The following is a 16331-nucleotide window of genomic DNA, read 5'->3' on the forward strand; positions in this document are numbered from 1 at the left end:
CCTGCCAACGCCAGGCATCTGAATGATCGCTATCCAACGAGCATCCGCCAAACCTATGCGATTGAAATACTTCGGGACAAACGTTACCCAACAAGACATTTGGACGAGCGCGATTTCATTTATCCTGCTGGCGACGATGATGCAGCAGACAGGCTCGGCAGCCCAACCCGGCGCCTCCGCTGCCGAAACCAACAGCCGACCCAACGTGCTGCTGATCCTTGCCGACGACCTGGGATATTCGGATTTGGGATGCTACGGAAGCGAGATCGCCACGCCTCATCTGGATGCAGTCGCAGCCAAAGGCCTGCGTTTCACCCAGTTCTACAACACCGCCCGATGCTGGCCGACTCGCGGATCCCTGATGACGGGTTACTACGCCCAGCAAATCCGCCGCGACAGTCTTCCTGGCGTTCCAAGTGGCAATGGCGGCAAGCGTCCTGACTGGGCCGTGCTGTTGCCTACGATGCTTCGGCCCGCCGGATACCGCAGCTACCACACCGGCAAATGGCACATCGATTCGACGCCGATCGCGAGTGGGTTTGATCGTTCGTATTACTTGAAAGACCAAGGTCGTTTCTTTAATCCGACCAAACACTGGAAAGACGATGTTCCGCTGCCACCGGTCGCCAAGGGAACGGAGTTTTACGCGACCACGGCACTGGCAGACCACGCTATCGAAGTCCTGCAAGAACACCAACGCGATCACGATGACAAGCCTTTCTTTCAGTACCTTGCTTTCGCCGCACCGCATTTTCCGCTGCACGCACTGCCCCAAGACATCGCGGTCTACCAAGACACCTATGTAGCCGGCTGGGACGTTGCGCGAGCCAATCGCTGGCAGCGCATCAAGCAGCTTGGTCTGGTCGGCGATTCCACTCAAGGTCAGCTGTCGCGAATCGAAACGGATCTGGGGCCGCCGTATCATTTCCCCGATGTGCTGCCAATCGTGGGCGAAGGCGAAGTCGACAAACCGCTCGCGTGGAAAGCTCTCAGCCCGCAGCAGCAGACTTTTCAGGCTGCCAAGATGTCCATTCACGCGGCGATGATTCATCGCATGGATATCGAAATCGGACGCGTGTTTGACCAGATCAAGGCCATGGACCGATGGGATGACACCATCGTCGTCTTTTTGTCCGACAATGGCGCCAGCGCCGAAATGATGGTTCGCGATGACGGCCATGACCCCGGTCTGCCCGCAGGTTCGGCCGGTACGTACCTTTGCCTGGGGCCGGGTTGGTCAACAGTCGCCAACACTCCGTTTCGCCGTCACAAAACCTGGACTCACGAAGGCGGAATTTCGACGCCGCTGATCATGTCGTGGCCCAATGGCATTAGTGCTGCCGGTCAATTGCGACATACGCCAGGGCACGTGATCGACCTTGTTCCGACGCTGCTGGATTTGACCGGAGGCAAGCACGCCGACGACGCTCCGACGCTGCCAGGCAAGAGTCTGACAAACATACTGAGTGATGACGTATTGAGTGATGACACGGGAAACCGGGCAGAATCGCTTTGGTGGTTTCACGATGGGCATCGTGCGATTCGCATCGGTGACTGGAAAGCCGTCTCGCCAATCGGCGAACCGTGGGAACTGTACAACGTCGCGGTCGATCGCGACGAATCCACGGACCTTGCGATTCCTGCCGCCGACAAACTGCATGATCTGATCGCGGCCTGGCAATCCAAGACCGATGAGTTTACCGAATTGGCGACTCGTGACTTGGATGCGAAATCACTGCAGAAAGCGAAACGCTTCCAAGGTCGCTCGGGCAAGATGGGAAAGGCGCAAGCCGACGCCAAACCAAAACGCAAACAAAACCTTCTGCAAGCCGACACGTTCTTGCTGAACGATCGCCACGCGTTTGTCATGCAACCCAAGTCAGACGGCTCAGCAAAATCCCAGACGCCCAAGCCCTGGATTTTTTACGGCCCAACCTTGAATCGCTACCCTGACAACGCCGAACGCTGGATGCACCAAAAGTTCCTGGATGCCGGCGTCGCGATCGCGGGCATCGATGTGGGCGAAGCCTACGGGAGCCCTCACGCACTGCCGTTTTTTGATGCTCTATACGACGAAATGGTTCGCCGCGGCTATTCAAAAACACCTGCACTACTGGGGCGTAGTCGCGGCGGACTCTGGGTCAGCAGCTGGGCGATTTCGCATCCCGATCGGGTCGCTGGCATCGGTGGAATCTACCCCGTCTACGACTACACGACTTACCCAGGTGTCGCGAGAGCAGCGGTGGCCTACGGCGAAACCGCAGCAGATCTCCAGTCGAAGCAGGCGACTCTCAATCCGATCAAACGAATCGGTGTCTTGGTCGACGCCAAAATCCCCGTCTGCATTATCCACGGAACGGATGACAAGGTGGTCCCGATCGAAGCGAATTCGATGGCACTACAATCAGCCTACGCGGCAGCCGGACAGGCGGACCTGGTTCAATTGATCCAATCCCAAGGCCAGGGACATAGCTTTTGGGAAGGCTTTTTCCATTGCCAAGAACTGGTGGACTTTTTAATCCAACGTGCAAAAAACCAGGAGCAGCCATGAGACATTCGACACGCCCCATCGCGTTCTTTGTCGCCGCGGTCTTCCTGGTCACCTGCCAGGAATCCAACGCGGCCGACTACGCCATCCAACCGAATTCGGACATCAAAAAGCTAGTCAAGAAGGTCGTCGCGGGTGACAGAATCGTTTTGGACGCGGGAGTTTGGAACGACTGCCAATTGACGTTCGACCGACTCGCGGGCGAAGCTCAAAATCCAATCACCATCTGTGCCTCGCAGCCTGGCAAAGTCGTATTCATGGGCAAAAGTCAGCTGCGTTTCTCCGGCCAATACGTTGTGTTGAGTGGGCTAGTCTTTCGCGACACGGATTTCAGCGACGTGTTGACAGCCAGAACTCATAGCCAACGGCATGCGCATCACTGCCGAATCACAGACTGCGATTTTGTCCAAACAGGATCGGCCCCCGCCGGCTCCGAATCACGATGGCTATCGCTGTACGGCACACACAATCGCGTGGATCACTGCCGGTTTGCAGGAAAACGCAGTCGCGGCACGACGTTGGTTGTTTGGGTCGATGACAGCGCCAATCATCATCAGATCGACCACAACTATTTTGGGCATCGTCCCAAACTGGGCCGAAACGGCGGCGAAACCATTCGCATCGGCACCAGCGAAGTTGCTGAGAAAGAATCCAGCACCACCGTCATTGACAACTATTTCTACCGCTGCAACGGCGAATCAGAAGTCGTGTCGAACAAATCGTGTGGCAACCTCTACCGGCACAACGTGTTTGACGAATGCAGCGGAGCACTGACCCTTCGCCACGGCCATCGCTGCACGGTGGACGCAAATGTGTTTCGTGGCAACAAACAATCCGGCACAGGCGGTGTTCGCATCATTGGAAGTTCCCATGTGGTGACAAACAACTATTTCGCAAACTTACGGGGTGACGAAATGCGAGCCGCGCTGAGCATGATGAACGCGCCGCCAAATGACAAAGTCAACGGCTACTCGGCTGTGCGCAACGCGCTGGTGGCTCACAACACGTTCGTCGATTGCAAAGTGTCGATGGAGATTGGCGTCGAAGCCAGCGAAAAGCAAAACGTAGCCCCCGCCGATTGTCGAATCGAATCCAACTTATTCCACAGCGGCAAATGGAAACCGTTTCGCATCCATGCCCAGCCATCAGGTTTTCAGTGGTCCAATAATTTCGCGCGAACAGATGATCGAAGCGTCGAAGGATTCGACGCCCTTACGCTGGTTGACTTTGACTTGGACACTGCCATGTCATCGCCGCAGCCGCCTGTGCCCAGTGATCGGTTACGCGTGCCGAATCTGGCTGAATGCCCGACCGATATCAACTCGCAACAACGAAGCGATCAAACGATAGTTGGTTGCGTCGACTCGTCGTCAAAGCCGCGTGACTGGGTTGACGCTCAACACGCGGGTCCGACTTGGATTGCACGCTAAGACGCGGAGAATCCGCTGATAAGGCGAAAGCTATCCGTCGCCTTTAATTCCCAAGGATCTGATCTCGCGTCGGGTTCGACGGCTGATCGATTCCAGCAGGCCCTGGTTGGTATGGTAGGTGGGCAGTGGATAGGTCTTTGTTTTTCCACTACGCAAAGTGATCTCTAGGTAGTGGATCAAAATTGGTCGCGTTTTGGTCCCCGAGTGTGTCCGCCTTGCTTTTGTCCACTCTTGGTAATCACTCAGCGATTCGATATCAGAATACAAAAACTTTCTCGTCCCCAACCATTTGCGAATGATCAGTTCGTCTTGAGTTAACGAAAACGAAGGCCAGCATGCAATTTGGTACAGACGCATCGCCAAAAGCAGCACCATCACCCCCATGATCAATAAAAACCAATCGTCGGCGTCTCGGAAATTCCGAGTCAATGCCGCCAACGTGGCCATCGCGCCAAAGCCACCGATGACAAACAGGATGAAGTACAGACCGAATTTGGATGGGATCTCTTGATAAAAGTCTTCGCGGTCACTGGCATTCTTCAAATGACGGCATCCTCCTGGTTGAATATTGCTGATTCGAACGCAGTGCGATGCCACAGAAATCTTCCTGAGCGACGGCGAGCGACTTTAGCGAGACAGCGGCTGAAACGTCGCTACTTCTTCTGCCTCGATCGCAACCACCGACCATACTCGTTGACCGTCACCAATCGATCTCCGTTGTAGTCCGCGCTCATGGGAGACATCAACATCTTTGCACCTTCTTGTTCACTCAGATTGCCATCCTTGTTCAAATCGTATCGCGAGATGATTCGCTCCGCGTACTTCAGCATCTTTTCGTCGACGTCGGCCTTCGCGTTTTCATCAGCAATTGCTTTTGCCTGATCTGGCTGCATCCGTTTGAAACACGCATCGGCCGCCAACAGCGCTGCACTGGCTTCGTCTGGCTGCTCGCTTCCTGCGGCGTCGATCACCAACGGTAAAAGCGTCTGCTCCAGGTCGCCCAAATACCCCAGCAGTTTGTAACCGAAAACTGGCAAATCGCGTGTCTTTAACCGAGCCCTCAACACCTCAGTCAACTCAGAGGGATGCATTGCCAAGTAACGTTCAGCCTTCTCCGCAATGATCTCTTCCGCTCGCGAATTGACTCGCCCCTTCTTTAGGGCGGCGGCCTGCTGACGCGCCGTGACAAAGCACTCATACGTCAATTTGATCTGAACTTTTAGTTCCAGAGTGCTGTGTGGCAAAAGCGACAACCCATTGGTCGCTTGCAGCATATTCAGTTTGCCCGGCTCACAAACCTCTCGCAAAATGCGGTACACGACCGCATCAAAGCGTTCATCGCGATACCCGCGCTCACGAACAATTCGGATCGCTTCGGACTGCGCGGTGCTAGAAAAATTCGCCGCCTGCATGCAGGTTACATCGCGAAACTTGTCCTCCAGTTCGCTGACGCCCACCTCAGTCGCCGACACCTCGGCCTTTTGCTTGTCGGCGGAAATTTTCTGAGCGGACAGGGTTCCAGTACCTAAAACGCCAGTGGCAAGAATTCCCGTGGCAAACACCCGTAAAAGAAAAAGCGTCTTGGCCCCACTTACTTTCGGTCGCTTTACTTGTGTCAATCGGTTCATCTCGGATCCTTTTGGCAGTGAACACTTCAGTGTGTCTACTTTAACACGCCAGCCACCACACAAGTTTCGGTTTGCCTCTCTCTCTCAATCGTCCTACGCTCGCTTTCCCCACTGACGAACTCGCGGCAAATTGCGATACAGAACCCATGTATACACACGCCGCGGTAAAAGACGTCTCAACCAGGCAAATGCGATCGCATCAAGGCTGCCGTAAACTCTTAACGGCGGTGCTTTGGATCTCGCTACACGAGCCACTTTGGCAGCCACCGAATCGGATGTCGCCAGTGCCCGGCCCATCGATTTGGCAATGAACTTTTCCATGTGCTGATAGTGTTCATGATAAGGATGTTCAGCATCGGCCGTCGCTCGTGCGCTCATCGCGGTGTACGGGACTTTCTCGAACGCATCGGATCGCATGAACCCAGGCTGGATCAAAGTAACGTTCACGTTCCAAGGTTTCAGCTCGTAGAACAACGCTTCGCTGGCACCCTCGAGTGCAAACTTTGATGCTGAGTAAACCGACATTGTCGGCATGGCCATCATCCCGCCGACCGACGAGATATTGATGATCTTGCCACGCCGTTTCTTTCGCATACCAGGCAACACACATCGGGCCAGTTCAATCGGCGAACGAAAATTGATGTTCATCTGATGCAAACGTTCTGATTCGGTCACCTGCTCGACGCACGAACGGTACGCAACACCGGCGTTGTTGATCAAGATATCGACTCCGCCTAGTTTCTCATTGATCTCGCGAACCAGCGTGCAACGCTGATTGGCGTCGGTCACATCCAAGGGTCGAATCCAGACGCCATCTCGCGCGGCCATTCCTGCTCGTTCGAGCCGACTCAGCGAACTGGCTCGAGCAGTCAGCACCAAGTGGTATCCCTGCCGTTGCTGATCCAGCAATAGGCGCCGCGCAATCGCAAGCCCCAGACCAACCGAAGCGCCCGTGATCAGAACGACTTGTTTCAACGCGGGCCACTAAATGGTAGAGAGAAGACGGTGGAGACGATTTCGCAAACAAAAACGCGGTAGCGAATGGCGATTGACCAGCCATCGATCCGGTGCACTTCGCGTACCGTTGCTTGCCCAAGCCACCGCCAGATCCATCGCCAACTCCATCAGTGGTTGGTGCCTGATGAATCGTCAGCCCCTAAATTGCCGAACAATTTGGCACTTCCGCCCCCCACGAAACAGACTGCATTGCCGAAACGAATCTGGCGAATCACATCGCGACTGCCCCGTAACCTGCCCTCAATCAATGCAGCGACGTGCCTTTGGTTTGTGCATCGAATTTCGATCGGAACACCAGTTGTCGCCGTTGGCTATTCGATTTTGGCTTGATTCACTACGATGCACGGTCCCGCAAAACCGCATCCTACGTGCCAATTCAAAGCACCCCGCTCGCATGAAACATATTCGCAACTTCTGTATCATCGCCCACATCGATCATGGCAAATCGACTTTGGCCGACCGCCTGATTCAGTCGTGTGGTGGCGTCACACAACGCGAATTCCACGACCAGATGCTCGATTCGATGGACATCGAACGCGAACGCGGCATCACGATCAAAAGCAATACGGTAACACTGACTTACACTGCCAAAGACGGCGTCGAATACCAACTGAACTTGATCGACACTCCCGGCCACGTCGACTTTTCGCATGAAGTGCGGCGATCGCTGATGGCGTGCGAAGGCGCGTTGATGGTGGTCGATGCATCGCAGGGCGTGGAAGCTCAAACGGTCGCGAACCTTTTCTTGGCCATGGAATACGATCTAGAACTGTTGCCGGTCATCAACAAGATTGACTTGCCGGCGGCCGACGTGGACCGTGTTCGCGAAGAAATCGACGCCGACTTAGGTTTGGATCCATTCCAAGCAATCCCTGTTTCCGCCAAGACCGGCGAGGGCATTGAGGATGTGTTGGAAGGAATCGTCAAGCACTTGCCGCCGCCCGAAGGAGATCCCGCCGCGCCGCTAAAGGCACTGGTGTTTGATGCGTTCTTTGACAAGTACCGCGGTGTGATCTTGCAAGTCCGCGTGATGGAAGGAACGATGAAACCGCGCGACACGATCCACTTCATGCACGCCGGCCGCGATTACAAAATCGACGAACTCGGCTACAACCAGTTCAAACTGATCCCCAAAGAAAAACTCTGCGCCGGCGAAGTGGGCTACATCGTTGCGGGCGTCAAAAGCGTTCAAGATATCGAAATCGGCGACACGCTGACACTGCTGGACCGCCAAGCCGACGAACCGATCCCAGGCTACCAACCGGCCAAGCAAGTGGTGTTTTCGTCGGTCTACCCCATGAGCACCGACGAGTACCAGGACCTGACCAAGGCGCTGGAAAAGCTATCGATCAACGATGCGGCACTGACCTACGAAAAAGACAGCTCCGCTGCACTGGGGTTTGGTTTCCGCTGTGGCTTTTTGGGCCTATTGCACTTGGACGTCATCCAAGAGCGGCTACAACGCGAATTTGATCTTGGCTTGGTGATTTCGGCACCGTCGGTCAAATACAAATTGGATCTGCACGATGGCACCACGATCGAAGTCGATAATCCAAGCTACTGGCCGGACCCGACTAACATCGCATCGTCCAGCGAACCGTACATCAAAGCCCAGATCCTGACGCCCGAAGAATTCGTCGGACCGGTCATGGAACTCTGCCGCGAGCACCGCAGCGAAAGCCAAACGATGAACTATCTGTCCGCCGGACGGGTGGAAGTGGTCAGCGAGATGCCGCTGGGCGAAGTGCTGTTTGATTTTTACGGCAAGCTGAAGATGATCACGCGTGGTTACGGATCGTTTGATTACGAACCGATCGAGTACCGCAAAACGGACGTGGTGAAGGTCGACATCTTGGTCAACAAAGAACCCGTCGATGCACTGTCGTACTTGGTCCACCGCGACAAGGCCCGCGCAAGAGCACTTCACTACTGCGAACAACTGGCCGAAGCGATCCCACGGCACCAATTCAAGATCCCGATCCAAGGTGCAATCGGTGGAACGATCATCGCGCGAGCCACGATCGCGCCGTTCCGCAAAGACGTGACGGCCAAGCTTTACGGCGGTGACGTGACGCGAAAGAAAAAGTTGCTTGAAAAGCAGAAGAAGGGCAAAGCCAAGATGAAACAATTTGGCAGTGTCAATATTCCGCAAAAAGCGTTCGTGTCCGTGCTGAGAGCCGACAAGGATTAGGCCGCGTCAACGACAGCAGCGAGACGCAAACCGCATCACGCCGGCAGCTTCACGTACACCGTGGCCCGTCAGATCGCGGCCAGTGAACAATGGGCAGCGGCCAGTCGGCAGCGGCCAGTCGGCAATGGAAGCGGCCAGTCGGCAGTGGCAGTGGACGAAATCCCCGGCCGATGGCGTTCCACGACTCCAGTCCTACGGTCTTACCTACCAGCGACACTCGACTCTACTCGAACGTCTATTCGTCGACGTTTCGCATGAAGTCGGCGACGTTTGTGAAGAACGCTATTAGGTGCTGCTGTGCCAGCGGATCGAGTGGCACGTCCTCCATCGCCTCGTTCATCAATTTCAACCAACGATCTCGCTCGGCCTGCCCGATTTTGAAAGGGGCGTGCCGCATCCTTAACCTGGGATGGCCGCGTTTTTGGAGGTAGCGATCGGATCCGCCGAACCGAAAAATCAAGAACTCGCGCAAACGCTCTTCGCTGCCGGCCCAATCGTCTTGCGGATACATCGCCCCGATCAGGTCATCGGTTTTGACCTTTTGATAGAACGCAGCCACCATCTTGGTGAAGCCTTCTTCGCCGATCAACTGTCCGATTTCGTGTTCATCCATATTGGACATTTCTGAGCTATTTCAATTCGTTTGCGAGTGATTCGGTCCGCCGCGTCAAATCCAGAATCTGTTCTCGAATCGCTGCATAAGCCGCCTCGCGGTCCGATTCGGTCAATCCAGTGCTAGTAGCCAACTCGTGCAATCGATGTTCGAGGTCGGCTTCCTGCTGCTCCAAATGCTGGCAGTCTTCCAAACATTCGTGATCCGATTGGGATGCGCGGTCCTTTTCGATCCCGATCGCCGATTTCAACTTGGCCAGTGCCGCATCGTATTTGCCATCGTCGAACTTGTCTTTCTCATTCCGAAGCAAATCAAAAACACTGGCACTTAGATCGCGAACTTGGGCGACGACTTGCCGAGACGATTCCTTTTCCTCGGCCGTCCCGAACAAAAAGTTGTAGCCCACCAGCAAGATGGCCAGCAGTATGACGAATTTAAAGAGTGTCTTGATCATTTTGATTTCAATCCTAACTGGAGCACGCACGCGATCGCCGCTGCTTTGCAATGATCGCCGATGTGACCAGAAGTTCAATAGGCGGGCTCCCATCACAGTGCGTATTGCCAATCCCGTGCTGACATCCGACGATAGCATCATGAATCTGGATGACAGCCACCACGAAATCGTTTTTCGATCGCACCACCGCGGTGCCTGCATGGAATTGCGTTTGGTATTGGAATCGGCCGAGATCACCAACCAAGTGTCGCATCAAGCCGGCGAGTGGTTCTTGATCGTTGCCGAATCCGATGCGACCGCCGCCTTTGCCGAACTTGCCGCGTACCGCAAAGACAATCCGCTGAAGCAACCCATACGCACCGAACGGGTGCGAGTCTACGGAGGTGCGATCGCGGGTGCGTTTATCTACGCTGCGTTGCTGATCGCCTTTGGCCGCGTCACGTTGCCGGAATCATCACAGGAAACGTGGAATGCGATCGGGCGAATGAACTCGGGGCAAGTCATGGACGGCCAAGTGTGGCGCATCGTCACTGCGTTGACACTGCACGCCGACGCGGAGCACTTGATGTCCAACGTCGCGTTTGGATCGGTGTTTGGATTGATGGCGGGCCGCATTTTAGGCGGCGGCGTCGGCTGGCTGACAATCTTGCTGGCCGGAGCGATCGGCAATGGCTTGAACGCTTTGATGCGTGAACCAGATCATTCATCGATCGGGGCATCAACGGCGGTGTTCGCTGCCATCGGCGTCATGGTCGCCCATGCACTGCATCCTCGGTTTGCCACGGCGGACCGATTGCTAAAACGATGGAGTCCGCTGATCGGAGGCGTGCTGCTGCTGGCCATGATTGGAGTCGGTGGCGAACGCACGGACGTGGGCGCGCACGTAACCGGATTTGTCGGCGGCGTCATGCTGGGATGGCTGGCCGCTCGATTGCCGCATCATTGGCTAACAAACAATCGCGTCCAAGTTCTTGCAGGCGTCGCCGCGATTGCGATTGTTGCAGTCGCGTGGGCAATCGCCATCGGCACCGTTTAGTTGGCCGACGTCCTTGCGAAGGTGAATGTCGCAAGTTTCGAGCGTCGCAAGTTTCGATCAACCAAGTGCGAGATCGCTGCCGGAACAATCACTGTCGAAACTCCGGCCGCTGGAAGTTGTCCCGCCTACAGTTTGGCGGGACAACGTTTGGCCAGAACGCTGTCAAAACGATGACAGAAGTATGCCGACTGGTCGCCGACGATTCTCACGCTAGCTTCGACTTGGCGACTAGGCTGCCACCAATTCGCGGTTCAAAGCAGCGTACTTGATCCAGTCGTTCATCTCTTCCAAGTCGGGCATTTTTCCGCCACGGAGAATTCGCTTTCCTTCGCTGCTTTTTGCAATCGGCAGGATCACGCCAAGCAGTTCGTCCGCGTCGTACGCAGCGACTTCCTCGGGCGTCGTTACCTCGGCTGCCACCAACAACTGTGCATCATGGCCGCGAAGCATGGGAATGCGACACACCAAAGTCGACTGTTGCTGCCAAGTCAAAACCGTGCTAGCGTCAATTCGTCGATGATCCAGATCGCTGGCGATTGTTTCCGGATCGGCCGAAAGCAAATCATCGACCGTGTGAATCCCAACGGCTTCCAACCGAGCAGCCATGCGAGCTCCAATCGACGGTGCATCGACGACCGGGCTGCTGCGATCCAAGTAGAACCGCAGCTCTTGATCGCTGTCACGTTCGACACGCGATTCGTGTTCGCGACGTTCACGCGGCTCACGATCTTCGCGAGGCTCACGATCGCTGCGATCGTACTGACGTGGCTCACGCTGCGAACGAGTGTATTCACGTGGTTCGCGTTCGGTTCGTGTGTATTCGCGTGGCTGACGATCCGTCGATTCACGCTGCATGCGGACGACGTCACGCTCGCTGCGATTTCGGTTGCGAACTCGACGACCGGTTCGGCCCGAGGATCGGTTGGCACGGCCTGAACCTGAACCACTACCGTTGCTAGCCCCGGAACCGCTTCCTAAACCGCTTCCCGAACCACTACCAACGCCACTGCCAGATCGATTGCTGCGGCCCCGGCCTGAGCCGTTGCCTGATCCGTTGCCTGATCCGTTTCCGGTGCCATTATCATTGCCATATCCAACGCCACTGCCGTTTCGACCAGTGCCATTTGCATAGCCATTGGTTCCGGCCCCTAGCACGCGGCCGCCATCATCACTGGCATTAATCCCGTATCGATTTCGTCCGGCGACGTACGCTCGATCGTAGTCATCGCGCGAATTCTGATTTTGGTCAACGCTGCGTCCCAGAGTGACGCGCCCTTCATCGCGATCATGTCCCAGGGTGCGGACGGATCGACGGCGGTTTACTCGGCGGCGACGACGCCCGTCGGCCGATCGACCATTTTCGCCGACGACTTCGTACTCGTAGCGATCACTGTCAAACTGAAAATTGGCATCCACATCGCGAACAACGCGTCCGTCAACCGTACGAATCTTGTTGGACCGCGGGCTTCCAAAGCCAACGTGACCATCGTCCGAAGCGTTCGCTGCGGCAATCCAGCTAGTGATTCGCGACAATTCTTGACTGCTGCCGCTTAATAGGATTCGCTGTCCCATTCCCGTTGCCAGGAACGATTCGACACGCTGCAGCAGATCAACCGGATGGATCGCTGCCAGTTGTGCTGGGTCACTGATTCCGCATCCGACCAACACGCGAGAATCGAATCCGCGAAGCTGGGGAACGCGGCAGACCAAACGACATTCCGATTGCCATTGCCGAATCGTGCTGGCGTCGACATTGGCCAACCCCAACGAATCAGCCAATCGATTGGGATCTTGGCTCATCAAGTGATTGATGTGCGTGACGTCCAAGCCACGTAGACGAGCCGCTGCGACTGCATCGACCGACGGAGCTTGATCAATGGGGCTGTCGACGGACAGAAAAAACGGTGTCTTTACTTTACGAATCGGTGCGATCTGATTGCCCGCAGCCATTTGTCCGGCAACGACTTGGCCGGCAGCAACTTGTCCGGCAGCCGATGAATAAAACGCTGGATGCGCTGCGGCACCATAGCCCGCATCGGCGATCGGATAGCCTGCATACTGACGATTTAGATCGTGCAATGGAGCGGAAACGACCGCGCCACTGGCCACGTGTTCGCTGCCAGCCGTCGTGTACGAATCGGCAAAGTAATAGCCGTCGCGAAACGCAATGCCGTCGGTCGCAAATTCGGTCGGTGGCAACTGGTGATTTCGGAACTCACGCGGATTGTCGTACACGCCGTACGCTTCACGCCACGCGGTATCAAAATCACGATTGATGTCGACAGGCGTTGAATGGGCTACCGGTCGAAACGATCGTCGGTCAGCTGCTTGCGGCGCATTGCTCGCTGAATAGCTCGGGAAACCGCTGCGAGTGTAGTCCATCGCTCCGTACGCCGGTGGCGTGTAGGAAGCGGTGTTTGGATTGACGGTGCCATCTGGCCGTGCATGATTCCCCGCGACACCATGGCCGACGGAGCGATAATCGGCAGCCGTTTTGTTGCCGTACGTGTGGGCGTGTGGCCCCACGTACTTTTCGCTTTGGTACTGTGGTCGCCAAAGAGGACGATGTGGATGAACGGTTCGCTCGGCATGCAGATTGAATGCGCGGCCGCCGACTTGTTGAACTTGTCGTGACAATTCGTGACTGCTGGTCAGCAAAACGACTTGTCGGCCCGACCGAGCGTAATCGTGCAGTGCCGCGGCAATCGGATGACTTGCTTGTCCGTTGAAACTGTAGTCGCGGTAAACAGCAAGATGCGGATCAAATCCAGCCTCGTAGGTCACCGCGTGAGGCTGAACGAACTGTAGCAATTCACGTTGTGTTTCAAACACAAGCGGGATACTGCGTCCGGTGCGAGCCAGCAGATCGCCAGCGGCCATTCGGACGGCCATGGATGCCAACGCACGATCCGCGGCGGAAACTTGACTTTCGTCGACACCATTAATGCGAACGGATCCGGATGCATCTTGACCGGTGGCCACTAGATGGGCGTTGGGATGGTGACCAACATAGTGCCCATCCACCGCCCGCGTTGGACGAAACGATGCTGCCGACCAATCGACTCGGCTCAATCGGCCCGCCGACAAACGAACCAGCCAACGACTGGCTGCTTCGGAAAGTGGCGATTGACTGTGTGTGTGTCGAACTGCACCAAGCTGACGCATCAAATCAGTCCGTCGCAATCGCAACCACTGGACGCGCGACTGGGAAGCCAACTGATCGTCGATTCGACGTAGTTCGGCGACAATGGCATCGCGATCGATCCAGTTGTGCTCGGATGTGGCCGACGAACGACTGGCATCGTGTGTTTCGTACCATTGATTCAGAACGGGCAGTTCACGCATCTCACGGCGGATCTGAGCGGCTTCGGAAAGACAACGCCCCAGGTCAGCTTCGATGCTGCGTAATTCGGCGATGCGATCGTTGCGTTCACGTTCGCTGCGTGCGCGATTCCACTGCGACCAATCAAACGATTCACGACGCGGCGAATCGACGGGTACGCCCGGTACGCTGCGGCCGCGCGAATCTCGAAGCGGATCGCTTCGGAGCAGGCTCTCGCGGTGGTCGACCAATTGTGCGATCGCGGTCGTCAACCAGCGTTCGCTGCGCGTCAACTCTTCGACTTCATCCAACCGAGAGTTCGTCACGTAGTTACGTTGGACGTCGCCAGCGTAACGAGCTGTGCGGGACTGAACGGCGTCCAGGTCGGCACGAATGGCGGCCAAAGTTTCGGCCAAAGTTGAATTTGCCAGCGGCGTTTCGGGATGTGTCGACGCAGAACGTGTCGTGCGATAATCGCTGTTGGCACGGTACCAATTCGACGCCAAGTTGTCGCCTTTGACGTAACGGTCCAGCAACCAATCGATCTGACGCGTTGCCGAATCGATTCGCAATTCGATGTCTTCCAGTGGAACACCGACTCGCGACGTGTCTCCGTAAACTTGCTCCCAACTGCCGACGCGGTCATAGCGATCCACGGAGCGAACAAATTCGTCCATGTAGCTGTGCCGAATCGAATCGCCCGCACCTTGCCGCGTGGACAAGTGTTGGCGTGCACCGACGATCGCGTCACGAAGCCCTCGAACTTCGATCAACGTGCGGCGCCAGTGGATCATCTGCGCGTCCAGATCTTCCAAGCGACTGCGAAGGTCGTCGTCGATCGTCGCGGCGTGTGTTTCGTAGTTGTAGCTGGAATAGGCCGTGGAGTAGGACGCAGCATGGCGTGCGACGTCGTGATCCAAATCAGCGATCCAACGCTGCAGTTCGCTGCGACGCGCACGCAGGTTGCGCGTTTGGTTGTAAATCGATTCCAATCGTGATTCGTGAGCCCGATGATCGCGGGTACCGTAGCTAGCCACGACAGGACGTGCGTAAGGACGACGGGCTCCCGACGCCAATCTTGCGTTAAGCTCATTGCGGCGGCTGACCAAGTTTTCGTAGTCAAACGTCGTGTGCTGCAAACGTGCCAATTCCGCTTCGACGTCCGCCAGTTCGCTTCGCAAGTGACGGCGTTGATCGTTTTCACGGACATCCGCGTGGGTTCCATGCAGCTGGTCGCCAGCGTAGACACCACGATCGTGGTATGCGGCATCGGTAGCGATCGGCAACGATTGATAAGTCCGCGGATCATCCAACCCGCTTCGCACACAAGCCGAAACAACTCGGGCGACACTGGTCACGGCGGAATCCGTGATCACGCCGTCGACGATGGATTCGGGAAGCGACAACGACGCTGCGCTGTGCATCGCATCGTTGCTGCGGCCGACATTGGCGATCCACGAATGACGCAGGGCACCGTAGCTGTGCACCGATTCGCCGCGAGATTCAAAGTCGATGGTCCGGCGTCCGGTATTGGTACCGTCAAGTTCGCGGCGGCAGTGAACTTTGCCATACTGATCCGCCCAAACAACGCGGCCAGCCGAGGAGCTCATCATTCCCAGCGGATACTCGCGTGAGATCAGCGAGTCGCGGATAAATCGTGAGATAGCGGTTTTGCCAGAACCTTCGGGACCGCAGATCACATTCAAGTGTTCTGCGAAAGGTCCTAGTTCGACACGATTGAGAGGTCCGTGTGCATCAATGTCAATCCGGTCCAACAACATGGTCTGGCTCCTCCATAAGCCACGTGAATCAATGTTGCGATCAGTCATCAGGTTTCGGCGATCCTGCCAAAATCTTTCGTCAACAACTGACCACCTTTTGCGGGTAGGTTGCGAACTTTAGTCGAGTTGCAGTTTCACGGAAAGAGCGAAACGTGATCAGACGTCCCTTGGTAGAGAATTTTGATCACTCCTTCGTCGACGCTATCACTTGCAATCTACGGTCGTTGAAAGTCACAGTCGCCAAATGACAGTCGCTGCCCCCCGGAAACCCGCGTTACGGCGGATCGCAGAGTGATCCGATGAAAGCAAAT

At 56.0% G+C, this 16331-nt stretch carries 10 protein-coding genes; 4 read left to right on the plus strand and 6 right to left on the minus strand.

The window, feature by feature from the left end:
* Positions 1–22: 22 nt before the first annotated feature.
* Together K239x_RS16525 and K239x_RS16530 are read left to right on the plus strand one after the other, a co-directional pair.
* Positions 23–2551, plus strand: a complete 2529-nt coding sequence (locus tag K239x_RS16525; RefSeq protein ID WP_145419336.1) for a sulfatase-like hydrolase/transferase — start codon at positions 23–25, stop codon at positions 2549–2551.
* A complete protein-coding gene (locus tag K239x_RS16530) occupies positions 2548–3978 on the plus strand; it encodes a polysaccharide lyase 6 family protein (RefSeq protein WP_145419337.1) in 1431 nt (476 codons plus the stop codon). The genes K239x_RS16525 and K239x_RS16530 overlap by 4 nt, the downstream gene beginning before the upstream one ends.
* A 30-nt stretch (positions 3979–4008) precedes the next feature.
* On the opposite strand, the gene K239x_RS16535 is transcribed toward K239x_RS16530, so the two are convergent.
* From K239x_RS16535 to K239x_RS16545, 3 genes are all read right to left on the minus strand, one after another.
* The gene (locus K239x_RS16535) at positions 4009–4521 is read right to left on the minus strand and encodes a hypothetical protein (RefSeq protein ID WP_145419338.1); all 513 of its coding nucleotides are present in this window, start codon (positions 4519–4521) and stop codon (positions 4009–4011) included.
* 110 nt (positions 4522–4631) lie between these two features.
* Complete coding sequence (locus K239x_RS16540; RefSeq protein ID WP_145419339.1) at positions 4632–5606, minus strand: hypothetical protein; 975 nt, start codon at positions 5604–5606, stop codon at positions 4632–4634.
* 93 nt (positions 5607–5699) lie between these two features.
* Positions 5700–6581 (minus strand): SDR family NAD(P)-dependent oxidoreductase, encoded by an 882-nt coding sequence (locus tag K239x_RS16545; protein ID WP_145419340.1) that lies wholly within the window; start codon positions 6579–6581, stop codon positions 5700–5702.
* Positions 6582–7017: 436 nt separating this feature from the next.
* Between K239x_RS16545 and lepA the strand changes: the two genes are divergently transcribed.
* Entirely contained in the window at positions 7018–8814 is a 1797-nt protein-coding gene (lepA, locus tag K239x_RS16550; protein WP_145419341.1) for a translation elongation factor 4, read from the plus strand.
* Positions 8815–9049: 235 nt separating this feature from the next.
* On the opposite strand, the gene K239x_RS16555 is transcribed toward lepA, so the two are convergent.
* Positions 9050–9436, minus strand: coding sequence for a globin domain-containing protein (locus K239x_RS16555; RefSeq protein WP_419189052.1), 387 nt, complete (start codon positions 9434–9436; stop codon positions 9050–9052).
* A 7-nt stretch (positions 9437–9443) separates the two neighbouring features.
* A complete protein-coding gene (locus K239x_RS16560; protein ID WP_145419342.1) occupies positions 9444–9881 on the minus strand; it encodes a hypothetical protein in 438 nt (145 codons plus the stop codon).
* A gap of 139 nt (positions 9882–10020) precedes the next feature.
* Here K239x_RS16560 and K239x_RS16565 point away from each other — a divergent pair, with 139 nt between their 5' ends.
* Entirely contained in the window at positions 10021–10917 is an 897-nt protein-coding gene (locus K239x_RS16565; RefSeq protein WP_145419343.1) for a rhomboid family intramembrane serine protease, read from the plus strand.
* A gap of 228 nt (positions 10918–11145) precedes the next feature.
* Here the strand turns inward: K239x_RS16565 and K239x_RS16570 are convergent, their stop codons facing one another.
* A complete protein-coding gene (locus K239x_RS16570) occupies positions 11146–16020 on the minus strand; it encodes a DUF4332 domain-containing protein (protein WP_419189053.1) in 4875 nt (1624 codons plus the stop codon).
* Between the last annotated feature and the right edge of the window lie 311 nt (positions 16021–16331).

The sequence above is a fragment of the Stieleria marina genome, from assembly GCA_007741555.1.
Lineage (GTDB): Bacteria > Planctomycetota > Planctomycetia > Pirellulales > Pirellulaceae > K23-9.